The 20,434-nt window shown below is 62.5% G+C and carries 14 protein-coding genes and 1 pseudogene; 7 read left to right on the top strand and 8 right to left on the bottom strand.

What is annotated here, in order from left to right:
• The 3 genes and pseudogenes from CWS72_RS08270 to CWS72_RS28330 all read left to right on the top strand — a co-directional run.
• A complete protein-coding gene (locus CWS72_RS08270; protein ID WP_101250105.1) occupies positions 1–1,176 on the top strand; it encodes a UxaA family hydrolase in 1,176 nt (391 codons plus the stop codon).
• Between the two features lie 300 nt (positions 1,177–1,476).
• A complete protein-coding gene (locus tag CWS72_RS08265) occupies positions 1,477–3,756 on the top strand; it encodes a TonB-dependent receptor (protein ID WP_101250104.1) in 2,280 nt (759 codons plus the stop codon).
• A 2-nt stretch (positions 3,757–3,758) separates the two neighbouring features.
• A pseudogene (locus CWS72_RS28330) lies at positions 3,759–4,808 on the top strand (MFS transporter); the annotation flags it as partial.
• Between the two features lie 45 nt (positions 4,809–4,853).
• On the opposite strand, the gene CWS72_RS28325 reads toward CWS72_RS28330, so the two are convergent.
• Positions 4,854–5,948 (bottom strand): LysR substrate-binding domain-containing protein, encoded by a 1,095-nt coding sequence (locus CWS72_RS28325; protein ID WP_146002679.1) that lies wholly within the window; start codon positions 5,946–5,948, stop codon positions 4,854–4,856.
• A gap of 150 nt (positions 5,949–6,098) precedes the next feature.
• Here CWS72_RS28325 and CWS72_RS08250 point away from each other — a divergent pair, with 150 nt between their 5' ends.
• On the top strand, positions 6,099–7,334 hold the full coding sequence (locus tag CWS72_RS08250; RefSeq protein WP_101250101.1) for a radical SAM protein: 1,236 nt from the start codon (positions 6,099–6,101) through the stop codon (positions 7,332–7,334).
• 25 nt (positions 7,335–7,359) lie between these two features.
• The gene (locus CWS72_RS08245) at positions 7,360–7,827 is read left to right on the top strand and encodes a pyridoxamine 5'-phosphate oxidase family protein (RefSeq protein WP_101250100.1); all 468 of its coding nucleotides are present in this window, start codon (positions 7,360–7,362) and stop codon (positions 7,825–7,827) included.
• Between the two features lie 23 nt (positions 7,828–7,850).
• On the opposite strand, the gene CWS72_RS08240 is transcribed toward CWS72_RS08245, so the two are convergent.
• The 4 genes from CWS72_RS08240 to CWS72_RS08225 all read right to left on the bottom strand — a co-directional run bounded on the left by CWS72_RS08240 (position 7,851) and on the right by CWS72_RS08225 (position 13,848).
• Complete coding sequence (locus CWS72_RS08240; protein WP_101250099.1) at positions 7,851–8,483, bottom strand: response regulator transcription factor; 633 nt, start codon at positions 8,481–8,483, stop codon at positions 7,851–7,853.
• Entirely contained in the window at positions 8,476–9,825 is a 1,350-nt protein-coding gene (locus tag CWS72_RS08235) for a histidine kinase (protein WP_146002678.1), read from the bottom strand. The genes CWS72_RS08240 and CWS72_RS08235 overlap by 8 nt, the downstream gene beginning before the upstream one ends.
• Positions 9,826–10,456: 631 nt before the next feature.
• Positions 10,457–12,739, bottom strand: a complete 2,283-nt coding sequence (locus tag CWS72_RS08230) for a TonB-dependent receptor (protein ID WP_101250097.1) — start codon at positions 12,737–12,739, stop codon at positions 10,457–10,459.
• Positions 12,740–12,945: 206 nt separating this feature from the next.
• Complete coding sequence (locus CWS72_RS08225; RefSeq protein ID WP_241911638.1) at positions 12,946–13,848, bottom strand: aspartyl protease family protein; 903 nt, start codon at positions 13,846–13,848, stop codon at positions 12,946–12,948.
• A gap of 281 nt (positions 13,849–14,129) precedes the next feature.
• On the opposite strand from CWS72_RS08225, the gene CWS72_RS08220 reads away from it, so the two are divergent.
• Positions 14,130–14,762, top strand: a complete 633-nt coding sequence (locus CWS72_RS08220) for a TetR/AcrR family transcriptional regulator (RefSeq protein WP_101250151.1) — start codon at positions 14,130–14,132, stop codon at positions 14,760–14,762.
• 72 nt (positions 14,763–14,834) lie between these two features.
• Entirely contained in the window at positions 14,835–16,274 is a 1,440-nt protein-coding gene (locus CWS72_RS08215; protein WP_199175585.1) for an MFS transporter, read from the top strand.
• A gap of 77 nt (positions 16,275–16,351) precedes the next feature.
• Here the strand turns inward: CWS72_RS08215 and CWS72_RS08210 are convergent, their stop codons facing one another.
• From CWS72_RS08210 to CWS72_RS08200, 3 genes are read right to left on the bottom strand one after another with little or no spacing between them, the layout of a single operon-like run.
• Positions 16,352–17,176 (bottom strand): dienelactone hydrolase family protein, encoded by an 825-nt coding sequence (locus tag CWS72_RS08210; RefSeq protein ID WP_101250095.1) that lies wholly within the window; start codon positions 17,174–17,176, stop codon positions 16,352–16,354.
• On the bottom strand, positions 17,173–18,327 hold the full coding sequence (locus tag CWS72_RS08205) for a tetratricopeptide repeat-containing glycosyltransferase family protein (RefSeq protein ID WP_206747697.1): 1,155 nt from the start codon (positions 18,325–18,327) through the stop codon (positions 17,173–17,175). Before CWS72_RS08205 ends, CWS72_RS08210 begins: the two co-directional genes overlap by 4 nt.
• 5 nt (positions 18,328–18,332) lie before the next feature.
• A complete protein-coding gene (locus CWS72_RS08200; RefSeq protein ID WP_101250093.1) occupies positions 18,333–20,432 on the bottom strand; it encodes a tetratricopeptide repeat-containing sulfotransferase family protein in 2,100 nt (699 codons plus the stop codon).
• Positions 20,433–20,434: the final 2 nt, after the last annotated feature.

Raw genomic sequence — 20,434 nt, 5'->3', positions numbered from 1 at the left:
ATGAGCACGACTTCAGGCAAAAGCTTTTGGGGCTATCGCCGTGAAAACGGCCGGGTCGGCGTGCGCAACCACGTGATCATCCTGCCGCTCGACGATCTGTCCAACGCCGCGTCGGAAGCGGTGGCCAACAATATCAAGGGCACGCTGGCCTTGCCGCACCCTTATGGCCGCCTGCAATTCGGCGCGGACCTCGAACTGCATTTCCGCACGCTGATCGGCACCGGGGCCAATCCCAATGTCGCCGCCGTGGTGGTGATCGGCATCGAGCCGGGCTGGACCAAGCGGGTGGTCGACGGCATCGCCAAAACCGGCAAGCCGGTGAGCGGATTCTCCATCGAGGGCCACGGCGACATCGCCACCATCGCCGCCGCGTCCTACCGGGCAAAGGAATATGTGCACTGGGCCAGCGAGAAGATCCGCGAGGAGGCGCCGATCAGCGATCTGTGGGTCTCGGTGAAATGCGGAGAATCGGACACCACCTCGGGCCTGGCCTCCAATCCGACGGTGGGAAATTTCGTCGACAAGCTCGATGCCCTGGGCGCCACCACCTGTTTCGGCGAAACCTCCGAACTGACCGGCGCCGAGCAGGTGTGCGCGACAAGGGCCGCCTCGCCGGAGGTGGCCGAGAAATTCCTGAAGACCTGGTCGGATTACAACGACTTCATCCTGGCCAACAAGACCAATGACCTGTCGGAAAGCCAGCCGACCAAGGGCAATATCGAGGGTGGCCTGACCACCATCGAGGAGAAGGCTTTCGGCAATCTGCAGAAGATCGGCAGAAAGGCCCGCTTCATCGACGTCCTCGAACCCGGCGAGGCCCCGGCGAAGGGTCCCGGCCTCTATTTCATGGACACCTCCTCGGCGGCGGCGGAATGCGTCACCTTGCAGGCGGCGGCCGGGTTCGTCGTGCATCTGTTTCCCACCGGCCAGGGCAACGTCATCGGCAACCCCATCGAACCGGTGGTGAAGCTTTCCGCCAATCCGCGAACGGTGCGCACCATGGCCGAGCATATCGACCTCGACGTGTCCGGCATCCTGCGCCGCGAATTGACCTTGGACGCGGCCGGCGACGCGCTGATCGACATCGCCCTCAGAACGGCCAACGGCCGCCTGACCGCCGCCGAGGTGCTGGGCCACCGGGAGTTCGTGCTGACCAAGCTTTATCGCAGCGCCTGATACCGAAAACGAAGGTTTCGCCCGCCCTCGGAACGGTGGAACGAAGCAAACGCCCAAGGGGCCGGCCCCTCGTCAATCCGGCCCCTTGCCCCCCTCCCCGCTCTCCCAAAAAACGTACCCCATCGCCGCCGTCCGCGTAGCGGACGGGATACATAGCATTTCCAAATGTACAGGCGAATCTATTATATTTTACCAATCTACTAGACTGATTGATTATGCACATCTCGCTCATGCGGGAATTGGCGGGCGCCACGATATCGCGCCGTCGCCAGACGACCGATCATTTTGGGGGGATTGGGGATGTTTTTGGGATTTCGCAAGCGACGGACTCCGGGCGGCACTTTCGCACTGCGCGTGGCGGCACCGCTGGGTATCGGCCTCGGCGCGATGATTGTCGGCACCATGCCGGCCCGATCGGCGGATGAAACCGCTAATCAGGATGTGGAAAACGTGGTCGTCACGGCGACAAAACGCAATGAATCGCTACAGAAGGTGCCTCTCGCCGTCTCGGTCGTCGACGGCGAACAAGCCGCACAGGAAAATCTCAACAATCTCAACGACATTTCGAGCATCGTCCCGAGTCTCAATTTCCGTAACGGCGCATCGAATAAGGATCAGGGCCTGTTTATCCGCGGCATGGGCACCGTCACCACCTCGCCAGGAGCGGAACCCTCGGTATCGACGGTTATCGACGGCGTGGCGCTGGACCGCCCCGGACAGGCCACCCTCGATTTGCTGGATGTGGAGCGCATCGAGGTTCTGCGCGGACCTCAGGGAACGCTTTTCGGCAAAAACGCATCCGCCGGCGTGGTCAACATCGTCACCCAGCAACCGACGGAAGAGGCGCATGGCTATGGAGACGTTTCCTATTTCGGCGGAGGAGACGAATTCCGGGCCAAAGCCGGAGTATCGGGCGCGCTCGTTCCAGGCAAGGCCAAGGGCCTGCTGAGCGTGCTGAGCAGTGATTACGGCGGCAATGTGACCAACGTCTACAACGGCGACAAGGTCAACGGTTACGACCATAACGGAGCCCGAACCAAAATCGAACTGACGCCATCCGATACTTTCCGGGTGCTGTTCGCCGCCGATTACCTGCATTCCCGGGAAACCATCCCGAGCGGAGTCATCAGCAGCACCAATATTACCTATCCAGGGGGCGTCACCACCGCCAATCCGGCTTTCGCCAATCTGATCTCACCGGTACAAGCCAGCGCCGGCAACACCAATATCAACACCAACACCAACACACACGCCGACGATGACAACGGAGGCGTGTCAGCGCAGTTGGATTGGTCCATCGGCAATCACACCCTGACGTCGATCAGCGCCTATCGTAAATGGAAAAACGGTCAGCTTCAGGACTTCGACAGGACGTCATCGTCGCTCAACAAACAGATCGTCGACCACGGCGAACTGGATTTCGACCAGATTTCCCAGGAGTTGCGCCTGGCCTCACCGACCGGACAGTTCCTCGAATATGTCACCGGACTCTATTATCTTCATACCGTTGACGATGAGGTCTACAGCAGGACGGATACCGCCACCAGCGGAACGGTGAACAACGGTACCGCCCGCTATGGAACCCGCGGAGACAACTATTCCGCCTTCGGAGAAGCCACCTTCAACTTCACCGACGATTTCCGGGGCATCGCCGGAGCCCGGGTGATCCGCGACGAACTCAGCTATTACCATGGCCGCGTCTCGACGGCGGCCGATACCGGCATCAGCGCATCCTCGCCCTATGCCACCGGAAATACATCGGACCTGGGATACGCCGATCGCGTCGGCCTGCAATACGACCTCACCCGCAAGGCCACGACCTATGTGACCTATTCGCACGGCTACAAGGGGCCGGCCTACAATGTCTTTTTCAACATGGTCCCATCGACGCAAGGAGCGGCACTCAAGGCCGAAACGTCGAATTCCTACGAGATCGGCCTGAAAACCAAGACATTGGAGGACCGCCTTCTGTTCAACGCGGCACTGTTCCACACCACCTTCGACAACTACCAGGCCAACTTCCCCAATCTGGTCAACGGCGCCGTGGTGACCAATCTGATCAATGCCGGCCAGGTCTCCAGCCGGGGCTTCGAAGCGGACTTCACCGCCAAACCCTGCAAACAACTCACCTTCACCGGCAATCTGGCGGCGACCGACGCACGCATCGACCATACCTTGGTCACCCCGAAAAACTGGCCGATCAACGGTGAACCGCTCCCCTTCACACCAAAATGGAAAACCAATCTGCGTGCCGACTATCGTATTCCCGTCAACGAGGATTATGCGATTACCCTCGGCACCAATTATCGTTGGCAAAGCAAGGTTCAATATGACCTGAGCGAGTCGCCCGACACCATCCAGAAAGCCTATGGCATCTGGGACGCCGACATCTCCCTCAACAATCTGGCCTCGTCCTGGCGGATCACCCTGCTTGCCAAGAACGTCCTCGACAAAACCTACTCCTCCTATCTGCAAAGCAGCGGCGCGACATCAACCAGTGGTACCGCTGGTTACGTCTACCGGTGGGTTCCCCGGGATGCCGAAAGATATTTCGGCATCAATCTCCGCAAGGACTTCTGATCATGGAAAGCCTCGCGGTGAGGGTGCGGGAAAATGCACCGTTCCACGGACGCTCCGGACTGCTCCTGGGTCTGGTGATCACCGCGGGGATTCTCAATTATGCCGACCGTCAGATCATCGCCGTTCTCAAACCCATGCTGGAACAGGATCTGGGATGGTCGGACAACGACTACGGACGATTGACGGCGACGTTTCAATTTGCCGCCGCGGTAGCCTTTCCCTTCGTCGGGTGGATCGTCGACCGTATTGGCGCGAAATGGGCCAATCCGGTCGCCGTGGCGTCTTGGAGCCTTGCCGCCATGGCCCATGGCTTCGCATTCACCTCGGGACAATTCCTGGCGGCCCGCGTTGCCCTGGGGGCCACCGAAGCCATGGGCACGCCGACGGCCATCAAAACGCTTGCCCTTCTGTTCGATGCACGGGGACGCGCCATGGCGCTCGGCATCATGAATGGCGCGGCCAGCCTGGGCGCCATCGCCACCCCCCTGATCATCCCATTTTTAGCCCTGGCCGTAGGGTGGCGCGCGACGTTCCTGTTGACCGGTGCCTGCGGATTGGTTTGGGCATTGGCGTGGTTGCCGCTGGCCGGGCGCAAACGCTGGAGTCCGCAGGAGGAGGATGGCGAGTCCGCCAGGCAGGTACCCTGGAAACCGATTCTGACCGATCGCCGCACCTGGGCGATCGGAGGCGCCAAGGCCCTGTCCGATCAAGCCTGGTGGTTCCTCCTGTTCTGGACGCCGGATTTCCTCCATCGCACCTTTCATCTCGACTTGGGCGAACTGGCTCTCCCCATCGCCAGCATCTATCTGATGGCGGCGATCGGCTCGCTTGCCGGAGGAGGCATTTCGACATATCTGCTGCAGGCGGGTATACACCCGGAAAGCGTCCGCAAACGCGCCATGCTGGCGGCGGCCGTGATGGTTACACCCATCCCATTCGTTTTACTGACCGGGGAGGTCTGGGCGGCCGTCGCGTTTCTGGGGCTGGCCCTGGCCGCCCATCAGGCTTTTTCGGTGAATCTGTTCGCCCTGATCACGGACGTCATTCCCGCCCGCCGAGTCGGCCGTGTGACCAGCATCGGCGCTCTTTGCGGAAATCTAAGCGGTATGCTGGTGCTGCAGACGGCCGGCTGGATCCTCGGCAACGGAGGAGGTTATCTCCCCTTGTTCCTGATGACCGCCGGCGCCTATCTGCTGGCTTCGCTCTGGATCCATTGGCTGCTGCCGAACCGGCTCCCGGCCCCCGCCGTGGAAGCCGTCGCCTGAATCGCATGGCTCAAGCGTCAGCCGTTCGACGTCGGCCAGCAATTCCGCCGTGACCTTGTGCACGATGTCGCGAAAACTCTCCACGACGCCGGGAGTAGGCCCAATGTTGTCGGATTCCATCACAGTGAAATTCAAACTGATGGTCGGTCGGAAACGTCTGACGCAAACACCCAGCCGTCGAAATAAGGGGGCCGAGAATGGTTCGGCCACCATCACGCCAAGCCCCGCCTCGACGAAACAATAAGCGGGATAGGACAATTGGGTTTCAACGAAACGCGTGACGCTGACCTCCTCGGACAGGAAGGTCCGGTCGATCGCGTCCCAGATGGCATCGGCTTCGTGCATCGGTCCGATCAGGCTCTCCCCCTCGAGATCGCTCACATGGATGAGAGGCCGGCTCGCCAGGCGATGGTCGGCGGGAAGGACGCAAACATATTCAGCTTTCGCCAGCGTCGCGGTTCTTATTCCCTGCTTCGGCTGAGCCTGAACACCGAGTCCCAGATCGGCCTGCCCCAGGAAAACACGATCCTCGATGGCGCGCTGGTTCTGCGCCTCGACCGTAACCTTGATGTCGGGAAACCGGTCATGGAACAACGCGATCGCTTGCGGCAACACCCCGCCGGCCAGCGCCGGAAGTGCCGCAACGCGAAGCGTTTCCACCGGATGCGCGCGGATTCGGCGTGCCGTCTGCTCCAGAAGATCCAAGCCGGTAAAACTTTGCCGGACGGCGTCGAAAAATGTTTCCGCCCGCCGTGTCGGCATCAAACGACGGCCATGACGCTCGAAAAGTTGAAAGCCGATGGCCCGTTCCAAATCGGATATCAAACGGCTGACCGAGGGCTGGCTGATATGCAGCATCGCTGCGGCGGCGGTGATCCCTCCGCTCAGCATGACCGCCCGAAACGCCTCGATTTGTCGCATCTGCATGGCTTCATAGTATTGCCGAATGATCAGCAGAATCAATTCGATTTGACTTATATAGTAGGAAAATAGACTACTTGTTCACCGGAAGCCGCATATTCCCTAGTTTTCGCGGAATATCCGGGATGAAACCTCCAATCGCTTACGAGGACGCCCATGCCTATCGCGCTCCGCCAGAAATTCCGCGACGAGCCCTCTTTCGACGAGGTCACCGCACAGCATCCGCGCTTTCCCCGCCTGGTGGCGCGCAAGATCGACGTGCAACGGCGCGGGGTCCATTACAGCAAGCGGGCGCTTGAAGCCGTGGATCCGACCCGCCACCAGATATACACTTGGGAAAATGTGAATTATCCGCATTCCCTGTTGCTGCGCGATGGAGGGACCATCCTGGTCATCCCGCAGCCCGAGGAACGCGATCCCTACGTGGTTGATTTCATTGACGAACGCTTCATGCTGCTCGACGCCGGCCAGGCCGTCGAGGAGGTCGAGATCTGGCCGAAACCAAAATATTATGACAAGAAAACCAGTTCAGGTCGCTTGATGCGAGAGGTCGTCTCGGCCCGCCCCCAACGGCTGGACGTCTTCGTCACCAGTTTTTGTCATTTTTTCCATGTCGATGATCAAGGATGCAAATTCTGCAGCCTTCCCTATCACCATCGCCAACTGCGCAGCGAAAATGGCCTTCCGACGAGACTGCAGGCAAGCGACATCCGGGAATGCATCGTTGAAGCCCTGAAAGAACCGGGCCGCTTCGCCAACATTCATATTACCGGAGGATCGATCGTCAAAGGAGTCGAAGTGCTCGACATGGAGGTGGACTATTACATCTCCCTGCTGCAAGCCATCGGCGAGGCTTTCGAAGCCCCAAGATTTCCCAGCCAGCTTTTGGCGACGGCGTTCAATGAACGGCAACTGACCCGGCTTCGCGAACAAACCGGCCTGGGCAGTTTCACCGCCGACATCGAAGTTCTGAACGAAGATCTGTTCAACTGGATCTGCCCAGGCAAGGCACAGTGGGTCGGCTATCGGGAGTGGCAAAATAGGCTGATCCGAGCGGTCGACATTTTCGGCAAGGGCAATGTCGGCACCGGTATCGTCGGCGGCGTCGAAACGGCAGCGCCGAATGGGTTCCGGACGGAATCCGATGCCCTGCGCGCGACGTTGGACGAAGCTGAATATCTTGCTCAGAACGGTGTCACCACGGTTCACACGGTCTGGGCTCCGCAAATCGGGTCGCAGTTCTACCATCTGAAGGCGCCGTCGCTCGATTACTTCATCCGTCTCGCCCGCGGCCTGCAGGATATCAGGGAAAAATACGGGCTGTCGGCCGACTTCGATGACTTCCGCCGTTGCGGCAATCACCCGGATACCGATCTGGCCCGCCTTCAATGAAGTTCTGAAATCGCGAGGGAAACCCATGACAGCCAATCTCAGCCAGGAAGTGATCGACCTCCTCAACGATCCGGAAACGACCAAGGTGCTGGCGACGGTCGACACCGCGGGCGAACCTCACGCCGTGGTGAAGCAATCGCTTCATCTGGGCGAGGACGGCAACATTCATTATCTGGAAAGAATCGAGTCCTCGACTACCAACCGCAATCTGGTGCGCAGCATCTGGTTCGACGGTTCGGTCGCCATCTCCCTAACCGGACGCAACGGACGCACCGTGCAGATCAAGGGCAAGCCTATCAAGATTCACGTCTCCGGTCCGCTTTTCCTGGACCATTATAACCGGTTGCGGGCGACCCTGGGGGATTCCGACCTGGCCGGCGTCTGGGTCATCGAACCCGAACGGGTGATTGATCAGGCGCTGGAGACGAGACGCGCAATTGAGGCGGAAAAGCATCCCCACTTCATTCACCTCGATCGCCTTGCCCGCCATTGAGCGGGGCGGCCGCCCAGGTAGCCTCACCGCCCGTTTTCGATGGCCAGCCGCATCAGTTCGGCGGAGTTCGAGACATGAAGGCGGGTCTTCAACTGGGAACAGGTGTTGGCCACAGTCTTGTAACTGACGTCGAGTTGCGCGGCGATCTCGCTCAGGGTCTTGCCCTGGCCGAAGAGGTCGAACACGGCCCGTTCGCGGCGGGTCAGGCCCGCCAGCGGATGCCTCGACATCCCGCCGACACCGGCCAGGGCCAGTTTTTGGGCGACCGGGCGGCTCAGGTAGGGGGCGCCGCCCAATACGGTCGCGGCGGCCTCGACGATGGTTTCAGGATCATCGCTCTTGGTGACATATCCATGAGCACCCCGCTCCATGGCGCGGGTGGCGTGGGCGGCATCCTCGTGCATGGAAAACACCAGGATGCGGACGCCGGAATCCAAAGCCAGCAAGGGGGCGATGAGGTCCAGCCCCGTCCCGTCGGGCAGGTTGAGATCGAGAAGGACCAGGGCCGGCGCGACCTCGCTCATCAAGCGAAGCGCCTCGGAGGCGCTGGCCGCCTCGACGACCTCAAGCCCCCCCCAGCCTTCCAGCAGCATGCGGCACCCCGCGCGGACCACCGCGTGATCGTCGATCAGCAGCACGCGCTTCTTCTCAGGCATGACCCGCCCCCACCATCCCGACCAGGGGGCCGAGGGGCAACAACGCCTCGAGAAGCGTCCCGGTCCCGCCGCCACCGTTCACCGTCACGACGCCGCCATGCCCCTCGACACGCTCATGAATGCCAAGCAGGCCGAACCCCCGCCGGCACCCCTCGTCACGTCCACGGCCGTTGTCGCCCACCGCCACATAGGCCACCGGGAAATCGGGATCGCCCCGCCATGACGGAGCAATGGAACCGAAGCCGCCCGCCGGCCCGCTGCCGATCTCGACGACCACGCGGGAAGCGCCGGAATGCCGAGCGGCATTGGTCAGACACTCCTGGATGATCCGGTAGATGGAAAGGGCCAGGGATTCGTCGGATGGCGCCTCGAAATGGACGCAGCGGAACTGCCAGTCGACCTCCGGCGCGCGGCCGCGCCAATCGTCCACCAGCTGACCGACGGCCGCGACCAACCCCAGATCATGCAGGCCCAGCGGCCGCAGTCGCCCAAGGATTCGCCGGTTCAGCCGTTGCAGATCGTCGACCAGCCCAAGGATGGTCTTGGCGTGATCCGTTTCCGCCGTTTCCCGCGCCGCACGAACGATACAGGCGGCCTGCGCCTTGATCCCGAACAGACAGGGCCCCAATTCGTCGTGCAATTCGTGCGCGAGCATGTTGCGCTCGCTCTCCTGCACGGAGATGAGCTTCTGGATCAAAAAGCGGTTGTCGCCGCTGATCCGCGCCAATGAACGGGCCAGACTGTTGAATTTCATGCCGACGTCGGCGAGTTCCGGAACGTCGAAGGGAGGCAGGCTCGCGTTGAAATTTCCCTGTTCCAAACGCCCGAGCCCCTGGCCGAGCAGAAAAAGGGGATGCAGGGCTTGGCCGACCAGCCAGAAGACCACGCCGACGAACACCACCATCAACCCCAGCAGCATGGCCCCGCCCAGCACCATCTCGTCCCACAATTCCGAGATTTCCCCGGAAGGATCGCCCGAGATCACCACCTCGCCCAGACGCCGGCCGTCCATCATGATGGGATGGCGGAGTTCCCAGGGCGGCGGACGGAGAAGATCGAAAAACCACCGCGGCGGCGTCCCGGACGTCACCGAGCGGCCATCGGCACTTTCCCCGCCGGCCGGCCGGCCGGAGACCGCCACGCTTACGCGAACGTGGCGCAAGGCCGGCAGGGATGCGATCACCGCTTGAAGGCGCGTCATGGCGTCGGGCGCGCCGGGCGGCAAGGCGGCGACGGCTTCCGCAGCCAGATGATCGGCGAGTTCGGCCGCCGAAGCCCGCTCCGCCACCACCCGCAGCCGCGCCTGATGGACCATCACCAGCAAGGCGGCGATGGTCGTCACCACGACCACGCTGACGAAAATCAGGATCAGCCGCTTGCGCAGAGAACCACCTCCCCCGAAGACCGGCCGGCGACCGGGATATCTTTGGATGCTCCCGTTTTATCAAGGCCCCCGTCGCCGCGCCATGCTGCCTAAGTCTTAGGGCCTGGGACGGAATTACCGAACCAGGCTCTCCAGCCCGAGCAGCGCCTGAGCCCGCCGACAGCGGAGCGTAGGCGTCATATCAAACCTAAGGCCTGTGGATAATTGGCAATTGTCCGGATGTACTTCGTCCTCTTGATCGTTCCGGTGCGCTCCGGCTTTTGATGAACCACCAAGGCACCAAGACACCAAGGTGGCGGAGTGTGCCACTGGCATTTTCCCGTCCCGTCATCGGCTGTCGGCCGAATGCCTGTGGCGCGGATTGGCCGCCACCGGATGATCCGAAAGACGCCTTGGTGTCTTGGTCTCTTGGTGTCTTGGTGTCTTGGTGGTTCAAAATATCCGGGGTTTCCTTTCATGCCATCGGGGAACCTGAGGCAACGGGAGAAGCCTTGAGGCGCCCCCCTCAAGGGGGCATGGCCGTCTGAATGTCCACGCGCCCTTAGAGTCCCGGCGGACTCACGCGCCGCTCGGGCTAAAATGGCCTGGTTTAAAACGCCACCCGGACACCTCCCCAGAAGCTGCGGGGCTCGCCGGGGCTTTCGAAGCGGGTGTCGGTGAAGGAGGGAAAGAGCGAGGTCGGATTGCCCAGGGTGCCGGCCGTCGCATATTTGCGGTCGAAGATGTTCTGAACCCGGAAGAACAGCTCCAGGCCGGGCCGCAGCCGGTAGGAGGATGAGGCGTTGACCACGGCGAAAGCGGGGATTTTCGGCATGCTGTTGGATTCATCCCCCCGAATGACGCGGTCGGAGGAGAACCGCAGATCGCTTCCCACCGACCATTGGTCGGACAGGGCATATTCCGCCCCCACTTTCAGCGTATGCAGCGGAATGCCCGGCAACCGGTCGCCCCGCCGTACCTGGATGTTGCCGTTCGCGTCGGCCGCCGTGTTGTTGGGACTTTGTATGGTCAAGGGGCTGTCGAAGGTGGCCCGGACCAACCCGTAATCGGCGAACAGCCGCCAGGATCCCAGGCTGGCGTCGAGGCCGGCCTCCAGGCCCTGGCGCAGGGTGGCGGCGGCGTTGGTGAAATAGCCGCTACCCAGCAGCGACCCGCTACTGACGAAGATGATGTCGTCGGTACTTTTCGTCGTAAAGGCGGCCAACGACCATTCGACCCGGCCCGTCCCCGCCGGCAGCCGCCCCCGGGCGCCGATCTCCCAAGTCCGCGCGATCACCTGCTTCAGGTCCGGGTCGGAAACAAAGGCGTTGGGAACCCGGCAAGGCTGATCGGGATCGGCGCAACTCAATTCGGCGGCGGTGGGCACGCGGTTTGCCTCGCTGTAATTGACGTAGGTCGTCAGTCCGTCGACGACCTGCCAGGCCAGACCGAGCGAGGGATTGAAGCGCTGGTAGTCGTGCTTGCCGGAAAGAGCGCCGCCCAAGCGGTCCTGCAGATCCTGCTGGGCGAAATTGAAGCGGCCGGCGGCGGTCAGATGCAGATGGTCGGTCAGGGAAAAAGTGTCCGAGACATAAGCGCCGTAGTAGGCATTGTGCGCCCCCAGGGATACCGAGTAGGAAGAACCGCCCAGATAGACGCCGCTGCCCACCACGGCGCGGGACGAGGACAGCTCGCCCAGTTCGGCATTGGTATTGTAATCGGTCCATCCCTGATCCGTGCTGACGCCGAAGACGGCATGGTTGGCATGAGCGGCGACGCGGCCCTCGTGGGTGATCTGCGCCGAGGCCCCCATCGACTGGGTCAGGGTCACCGTGTTGTTGTTGATGCCGTTGCCCCCCAAGGCGGAGGAAATGGTGTTGCCGGCGCGATCGGTGATCGGACCGTTGTCATCGCAGAGAATGCCGTCGTTGGGATCGGCGCAGGCCGAGATCCCGCTGGCGTCGCCGTTGTGGGTGGCGGTCCGCAGATGCCGGTAATAGGCGCCGCCCTGTAGCGACAGACTATCGGACAATTCGTAGCTGCCGCGCAGATCGATCGCCGCCAGGGCATTCTGGGTCTGGTCGGGGCTGGTGAAAACCGCGCTACGGTTCTCCGCCAGCAATTGCACCGGCGACGTCCCCAACCCCGATAGATCGGACGCCGCCAGGGTCACCCCGACGCCCAGTTCCAGAGCCTCCTTGCGGAAGGCGAGATCCGTGTAGTTCTGGATGAGCTTGGAGCGGGACGATTGGCGCCAACCATCGTCGGTCTGCATGGCGACCCCCGTATAGAAGCCGAAGCCGCCGAACTGCTGTCCCGTCTCCACCATCGTGCGGGCCCGTCCGAACGAACCCGCGGCGATTTCCCCATCCGTCCCCGGGTTGGTAAAGCCGTTCTTCATTTTCAGTGTCACCGCCCCACCCAGGGCGTTCAGGCCGAAGACCGGATTTGAGCCCGGCAGAACCTGGAGCTTATCGATGGCGAAAGAGGGATTCATGTCCCAATTGACCAGGTCACCGAAGGATTCGTTCAACCGCATGCCGTTTTGATAGACGGCCAATCCTTCCGAATCCCCCAGCGTCGGCGAGGCGTTGAACCCCCGGAAGCTGAGGCTGGGTTGCATCGGATTACCGGCATAGTCGGCAACCGACACCGCCCCCAACCGGGCATTCAACAGATCCGCGGCACTTTGCGGACCGGTGGCGCGCAACGCGGCCGGGTCCACCACCTGCACATTGACCGGCAGCTTGTCGCGATCGACGCCACTGCCCATGACGGGGGCCACCCCGACCACCACCACCTCTCCCAACGAGACGGGCGCCCCGTCTTCGGCAAAGGCGGGAGGACAAAAAATCACCGCGGGGAAAATACCTAAAGTGAGACGTCGCCACATGCAGCCGCTCCCGATTTGACACCACCCTTGTCAGAAGGGATTGCCGCAACAATACTTAATTAAAACAATGTATATTAATTGTCATAAGGTATTATAAAACACAAAAAATCTCTCTTGATTTTCACTTCATGGAGATACGACGGGAATATTTGTAAATAAAATCGGGAAGATTCGGCAAAATTTTGCTTATGGCAGATTGATTCCCATCATCTCGAGCCGTCGGGGGAAGCGATCCGACCGTCCGCCTGAATGAACAAGGTGCGGGTGGCGTAGGACAACCAGAAGCGATGGGCGCGCATATAGTCCTCGCCGATCAGCATGTCGGCCTCGGTGGCTGGGAAATCCATGATTCCCACACCCAATCCGTGGATGGTTTCGCCGGCAACCCGGACCGTCCCCTTCGCGCCGGCGTCCGGCATTCCGGCGACCATGCCGATACGCTCGCCCGACGACCGGGCGAGCATAATGCCGCTGGCCCCCGTATCGAAGATGGCACTGAAGATATTGCCATTCACTTCGACCGGCATCGCCAGCCGCCGGGACCGGGTCAGCCATACCGGAACCGTCACGTAACCGCCATCCCAAGGCGGCGAAAGCGTCGTACAGCCATTGACGCGATAGAGCGTGATGGTCCGCGCGGGAACATCGAAATCGACGTCATAAGCGGACAGCAGATCGGCACCGATCAGACCGGCCATCGTCACATTGGCGGGAAACTGCCCGGCGGCGGCCGTCGGTTGACCGAGCGCGATCACCGCGACGCTCTTGCGCCTGTAGGCGATGCCGCCGAATTCCAGTTCGTCCAGCACCGCATTGCTGACCCAGGTTCGTCCGCTGACGCCGGAGCTGGTGGTGAAGCGGCCGGGATCCCGGGGAAGCCTCAAATATTCGACGGTTTCCGGCGTGATGACGGTCCCTTGCGCGCCGGTGTCGATGCCGATGGCCACCCTGTGGCCATTGATGGAGGCGGCCACCGTCGGCATGAAACCGTTGAACGTGACCGGCAGGACGGCCTGGCGCTCGATGCGGCATTCGCCCCGGGCGGCCGATCCGGGATGGACGGCCAATCCGAAACACAGCGCACAAAGCCCCAGCCGACGCCCGGTCACGGTCAATCCAAAGCTTCCCTTCCCACGACCCTTCGCCCGAGCGGGCCCGAGGACATTCGGCAATCGGCCGGACGCACTCCGTCCTCTTTTGATGGTTCCTGTGCGCTCCGGCGTTTGGTGAGCCACCTTTACGGTTTCCGGGACCATCAGCGCGATATCCCGGTAACTGACGACGGGCCCTAAACCGACAGATGGGCCTCCATCCGGAGCTCCGCAATGTTCCGGACGAATGGGTCATCTCCCCCCTTGAATTTCAGAACGATCATTTCCATAATAGATCCATGCAAACGCCCAAGCTCTTCGCCGTGACCGATCCGAACGCCCATCAAGGCCCGGGCCGACCACGCGAATTCGACATCGATGAAGCCGTGCGGGACGCCATCGAGGTGTTTCGCCAGCGCGGCTATCACGGCACGTCGGTGCAGGACCTGACGGAGGGCACCGGGCTCGCCCGGGGAAGCCTTTACAAAGCCTTCCACGACAAACGCTCATTGTTCCTGGCCGCCCTCGACCATTACACCGCCGGATCCCTGCAGCGCATCGGGGACACATTGTCCCAACCTGGATCGGCCCGCGCAGCGATTCGCGACACCCTGATGGGATACGCCCGCCGCGCCGCGGAAGGGAAAGGTCGGCAAGGCTGCCTGCTGACGGCGTCCGCCATGGAATTGATGCCCGAGGATGTCGAGGTCAGCGCCCTGATCAGCAGAATGTTCCGGCGCATGCAGGACTTGTTCGCCGCCGCCGTCATCCGCGGTCAGGCGGCGGGCGAAATCCCCCGCGAATATGACGAGCGGGCGATCGCCCGGGCCCTGCTCTGCACCGTTCAGGGGCTGCGCGTGCTGGGCAAGACCGGCCCCAGCGAACAGGAAACGGCGGAAGTGGTCGATCAGGCTTTGAAAATTCTCGATTGACCGACCCCCTGGCAGGTCAAACTTGGCTTAATTTGGAACCATTCGTTCCATAATAGAAAAAGGATCGGAGAAATGACGATGGCTTCGGTACCAGCCGCGAACGGCGCGGAAGCGCTTGATCCCAGGCGGTGGGCCGCGTTGGTCGTGCTGCTCACCGGGGCCTTCCTGGCCCCCCTCGATTTTTTCATCGTCAATATCGCCATGCCGTCGATCACCACTGGACTGGGCGCCACCGCCGCCGACGTGCAGTTCGTCATTTCCGGCTATGCCGTGGTCTATGCGGTCTTCCTGATCACCGGCGGACGCCTGGGCGATATCTTCGGACGCAAGCAGATCTTTCTGATCGGATTGGCCGGCTTCGCCCTGGCCTCGGCCCTGTGCGGCCTCGCCTGGTCGCCCTTCTCCCTGATCATGGGCCGCCTGCTGCAGGCCCTGGCCGCCGCCGCCATGGCGCCGCAGGCCCTCGCCTCGATCCATGCCCTGTTTCCCCCGCATGAACGGGGCCGCGCCTTGAGCATCTATGGCGTCACCCTCGGCCTGTCCTCGATCGTCGGCCAATTGCTCGGCGGCGCTCTGGTCGGCGCCGACCTGGGAGGGCTTGGCTGGCGGCTGATCTTTCTCATCAACCTCCCCATCAGCATCGCCGCATTCGCCGTCGCCATCCCGCTTCTGCGCGAGACCCGTGACGGTCATCGGCCCCGCCTCGACGCCGGAGGCGTCGTCCTCTCGGCAATGGCGCTCACCGCATTCGTGCTGCCCTTGATCGAGGGGCGGGAACATGGCTGGCCCTGGTGGGCCATCGCCACGCTTCTGAGCGCGCCCCTGTTCGCCGAAGCCTTCCGGCGTTATGAAATCGGCCTGGCCGGGATGGGCGGGGAACCGCTGGTTCCGATCGAGGTCTTCCGCTCGCCCGGACTGCTCAGAGGGCTGGCAGCGATCGGCACGCTCTATGCCCTGGCGGCCTTCTTCCTGACCTACTCCATCTATCTGCAGGACGCCCTCGGACGGACCGCCCTGCAGGCCGGCCTCGCCATCCTGCCGTTTTCCCTGGGCTTCCTGCTGGGCTCGACCGGCAGTCCGATGGCGGCCCGGCGTCTGGGGTCGGCCTCGTCGTCATTGGGCTTCGCGCTGTCCTCGACCGGCCTGATCGCCACATCGCAGGTCGCCGCCATGGCTCCCCCCGGCGCCATGCCGCCCACCGCCCTGATGGCGCCGTCCCTTCTGCTGATCGGATTGGGCATGGGATTTTCGATTCCGACCATGATGCGAGTCGTCGTCGAGCGGGTCGAACCGCGGCGCGCCGGTCTGGTCGGCGGCATGGTGAACTCGACCCTGCAAGTCAGCGCCGCCGCCGGCGTCGCCGTGCTGGGCGGATTGTTCTACACCGTTCTCGGAGACAGGACGGACCCCGCGCAGGTGACGCACGCCTTTTGCGTCACCTTGCTGGCCATCGCCGGCTGCCACATCCTGGGCGCCGTTCTCGCCGCCGGCCTCGGACGGCGGCAAAGTTGACTTTACACCAGATCTCGGTGATCGGACCCGATCACCGAGCCCTCAATCGCCGGGCGTGCTTGCCGGCCCCCTGTCTTTCACCAACCGGGCGCGAGATTGGCGGCGAGGATCGGCCAGTCGCGAGCCCAGCAGCAGCCATGGGTGAAATCGGAAACTTCCCGCAGTTGTACCGGCGCTCCCGGCGGTAAATGCTTGATATAGGAGGCGACCACGTCGGTACCGACCGCCGTGTCTTTCTCCCCGGTAAAATGGATCTGCGGCATGGCGCCCAGGGAGCCGGCCACGTCCACCGGATCCAGGGATCCCGCCAATGGTGACAGACCGTCCCGCTCCGTCCAATAGCCGAGATCGAGATCGGCGACCACGGTGACGATCTGGACGACATCGTGACGCCCGGCGACGAGCAGAACGGCCAGCGCGCCGCCCCCCGAATAGCCGACCAGTATGATCCGGGCGGCACCGGCGCGGGCCTTCAAGGTGTCGATGGCCAGCCCCATGCCCTCGACCACTTCGGGCGCGTAACGCCGGGACGTCCACATCGGCGTCGCGCAATTCCGGCCATGGGCCGGCAGGGTATATTGGCAAGGCCGCGCGATCCAGGCCACCGACGCCCGCCCGGGATGGGCGAGGGCGAGGCGCAACGCCACCGGATCGGTGGGAGTTGGATCAAGCGAAGGCTGCCGGGGGTGGACAAAGGCGAAACCGTCACCCTCCAGATAGACGACCAGGATATCGCCGCCGCTGCGCGGCGGCGCGCTGGCGACCGCCAGATCGAAGGATCCCGACGGCAGGATTTCCCACCGCCAACCGGCGTCTTTTGTCAGAGACGGCCCCTCCGCCTGGCGCGATGCACAGGCGCCCAGCAGCAGGACCAGCAAAAGAAAGCTCAAGGGTCTGCTCATCGGATCTTATCTCGCAAGGCCGCCAGTTCGTTTGCCATACGCGCCAGGGTCCCCGGCCAATCGCCTCGCGCGCTTTGCCGAAACAGCCGGGTCTGCGGATACCAGGGCGTATCGGCACGGTCCATCAGCCAGCGCCAATCGGGAATGAAGGGCAGCAGGACCCAGACCGGACGCCCCAGGGCGCCGGCCAGATGAACCGGAGAGGAATCCACCGAAATCAGCAGATCGGCGATCGAAAGGATGGCCGCCGTATCTTCGAAATCGTCGATCTCGTCATCCAGCGCCAGCAAAGTCATGCCGGCGGGCGGCGTCTTGGCCTCGGCGGCCTTCGGCCCCTTCTGCACGGCGAGAAAAGTGACGCCGGGCATGGCCAGGGGCGCCAGATCGGCCAGGGTCATCGAACGGTTGGCGTCGTTATGATGGGCCGGCCGACCGGCCCAGACCAGGCAGACCAGCGGCCGCGGAAGTTTCGCCAGACGCCGCCGCCATTTGGCCACACGGGTGGGGGACGGTGACAGATAGGGGATGGTGCCGGGCAGATCGTCCAGTTTCAGCCCCATCACCATCGGCAGGCTCATCATCTCGCAATGGACGTCGAAGGCCGGAGGCAGCGTGCCACGGACGATAAGTTCGTCGGCCCCCTTGCAGCGCTCAGCCAAAGACAGGCTTTCCCGGTTGATTTCCAAAATGACGTGGGCCTGGCTGCGTTCCTTGGCCCAGGCGACCATGCGGATGAATTGGAAGGTGTCGCCATAACCCTGCTCGTCGTGAATGAGCAGGGGCCGCCCCGGCATGGGGCGGCCGTCCCAGCGCGGACGCTGTACCTTGCGCTCGATGCGGGTGGTATGGGACAGACTGTAACGGTAATGATATTCCCGCCACCCCCGCTCGAACTCTCCCATCAGCAAAAGGGTCTCGGCCAGATCGAAACGCCCCGACAGATCTCCGGGAACGGCTTCGACCAGCATCTCCTGAACAGCCCGCGTCTCGGCGAGACGACCCTGCTGGCGGCTGAGTTGGGCCAGGAGACGCCACAACGGTATGGGGCCGCTGCCCGAAGCCAACAGGGGCCGCACGATGGCCTCGGCCTCCTCCAGCCTGCCTTGCGCGATCAATGCATGGATCTGCTGATCCACGACGGAAGCGTCCACGATGGTCACGTCAGGTCGACACCCAAGGCCGTCAGCAGGGGCTCCAGGTGACGGGCATGAGCCTTCCAGCGCCCCATCGAGGATTTATAGATCGGACGACGCACCTGGTTGACGCTGGCGGTACGGATCGTCCTGCGGTTTTCATGGAAGTTGAGGCAGCTCTCTTCCCACGGCAATCCGAGGAAATCGATCAGACGTTTCGCCTCTCCTTCGAGATCATCGACCACCGCCTCGTAATCGACCTCAATGAAACGGTCCTTGGGCAGCACTTTCCGCCAATGCGCCATCAGTTTCTGGTAGGCGACATGGAAGCGGCCCAGTTCGGCCAAATCATAAGTGAACAACTGTTCGGCGGTGAACAGTTTCGTGTAACAGGAAAGACAGGTATCCACCGGATCGCGCCTGCAATGGATGATCCGCGCGTTGGGCAAAGCCAGGCGGATCAGCCCGGCATGCAGGAAATTGGCCGGCATCTTGTCCACCACATGGAGCCTGCCCTGGGCCAAGGGCTCGACACGAGCGAGATAATCGCGTCCGATCCGTTCCCATACGGTCTTGTCGAATTTCACCACATCCTCGGGATAGACGCCGATGCCATCGACGATCCGCTGCAGCTGGCTCAATTCACCCCCCCCGAGCACCTGGGAATGGGAGGCGAGGATCTGTTCGATCAACGTCGTTCCCGAACGGGGAATACCCACGATGAACACCGGCAGCGACGACGGCGCCCCTACCCCGCGACAAGATTTGAAGAGCGCCGGTGAAAAGACTTTGGCGATCCGCCGCATCCATTCGGTGGTGGCGCCGATGTCGAAATGAAAGGTGGAGCGCTTCAGGCGGTTGCCTTCGTTCAGATGGTAGAAGGCCCGGTCGGAATTCCCCACATCCAGATAGGCCTTGCCCAGGGTGAAGTGCAAAGCCTGGCTATCGGCCAGCGAGCGCGTCCCGCCGTCCAGCAGCATGTCTTCGATAGTCCGGATATCCGGATCGTTCTCGGCAAACGTCTTGAGATCCGAACGATTGAACAAGGCCTGCGCCGAACGGGGAAAGGAGTCGAGAGCGCGATCGAAAGCGGCCCGAGCCTCGTCCTTGCGCCCATTTTCCATGAACAGGATGGCGCGGTTGACCAGGGCGTTTTCCGTCGCCAAACCCGGCAGGGACGCCGCCCGGTCGAATGCCTCAAGCGCTTCGTCGAAACGGCTCAAGGCCTGCAAGACCTGTCCGACGGTGTTGTGCGCGTCGGAACTTTCGGGCGCATTCTCCACCGCGCGCTTGGCCGATTCAAGAGCCTCGGGCAGCCGTTCGAGCCGGATCAGCGACTGGGCTCGCGCGGCGAGCCCGCCCGCATGCATGGGAGCGAAAACCAGCAGTGCGTCCAGCCAGCGCAAGGCTTCGGTGAACCGGTAGCGAGAGGACTCCACCGCTGCCAGATTGATGTAGGCGTCCGCCATCTGGGGATTGAGATCGATGGCGCGGCGAGCCTCGGCGGCAGCCTCGTCGAGGCGGCCACGATCGTTCAGGAGATTGGCCAGATTGCTGTGGGCCTCGGCGTAATTGGGATTCAAGGACAGCGCCTTGGCATAATAGCCTTCCGCGCGGTCCAACCGCCCGAGGCGCTTGCAGGTGTTGGCTAGGTTGTTGTGCGCCTCGGGGGAATTTTGCTGCAAGGCCACCACCCGCTCGAGGCAGGACAGGCTTTCATCCAGCTTTCCCGCCTCCTGCAGGATGATTCCCAGATTGTTCCAGCCGGCCACAAGATTGTTGTCGAGGGCGACGGCCCGCCGTCCGGCCCGTTCGCCTTCGGACAGCAAGCCCTTCTGCCGGCACATCTCGGCGAGGTTGCTGAAATAGACCGCCGGCGCCCGTGGCGCCTGGCAGGCCAGCCGCAGATGCTGCAGCGCCAGATCCAGGTTGCCATAGGCATGCGCCATCACGCCCATGAGATGAAGAGCGTCCGCCTGTCCGGGCCAAACGGCCAGAACGCGCTGGCAGAACAACTCCGCCTGATCGGCCTGCCCGGCGTTCCAGTGGGCATAGGCGCGAGACAGAGCCTCCTCGATGCTCAAATCCTGGGAGGGGGCTGGAGCAGACGGCTTACGGGCCATGG

Origin of the sequence: Telmatospirillum siberiense (genome assembly GCF_002845745.1) — a bacterium.
GTDB classification, from domain to species: domain Bacteria; phylum Pseudomonadota; class Alphaproteobacteria; order Rhodospirillales; family Magnetospirillaceae; genus Telmatospirillum; species Telmatospirillum siberiense.
Note: the sequence above shows the minus strand (reverse complement) of the source record. Positions and strands in the feature narration are given on the sequence as shown.

Bases quoted from the DNA above. Each gene is read 5' to 3' on its own strand.
- CWS72_RS08270 (WP_101250105.1), top strand. From the start codon at position 1: ATGAGCACGACTTCAGGCAAAAGCTTTTGGGGCTATCGCCGTGAAAAC.
- CWS72_RS08265 (WP_101250104.1), top strand. From the start codon at position 1,477: ATGTTTTTGGGATTTCGCAAGCGACGGACTCCGGGCGGCACTTTCGCA.
- CWS72_RS28325 (WP_146002679.1), bottom strand. From the start codon at position 5,948: ATGCAGATGCGACAAATCGAGGCGTTTCGGGCGGTCATGCTGAGCGGA.
- CWS72_RS08250 (WP_101250101.1), top strand. From the start codon at position 6,099: ATGCCTATCGCGCTCCGCCAGAAATTCCGCGACGAGCCCTCTTTCGAC.
- CWS72_RS08245 (WP_101250100.1), top strand. From the start codon at position 7,360: ATGACAGCCAATCTCAGCCAGGAAGTGATCGACCTCCTCAACGATCCG.
- CWS72_RS08240 (WP_101250099.1), bottom strand. From the start codon at position 8,483: ATGCCTGAGAAGAAGCGCGTGCTGCTGATCGACGATCACGCGGTGGTC.
- CWS72_RS08230 (WP_101250097.1), bottom strand. From the start codon at position 12,739: ATGTGGCGACGTCTCACTTTAGGTATTTTCCCCGCGGTGATTTTTTGT.
- CWS72_RS08220 (WP_101250151.1), top strand. From the start codon at position 14,130: ATGCAAACGCCCAAGCTCTTCGCCGTGACCGATCCGAACGCCCATCAA.
- CWS72_RS08215 (WP_199175585.1), top strand. From the start codon at position 14,835: ATGACGATGGCTTCGGTACCAGCCGCGAACGGCGCGGAAGCGCTTGAT.
- CWS72_RS08210 (WP_101250095.1), bottom strand. From the start codon at position 17,176: ATGAGCAGACCCTTGAGCTTTCTTTTGCTGGTCCTGCTGCTGGGCGCC.
- CWS72_RS08200 (WP_101250093.1), bottom strand. From the start codon at position 20,432: ATGGCCCGTAAGCCGTCTGCTCCAGCCCCCTCCCAGGATTTGAGCATC.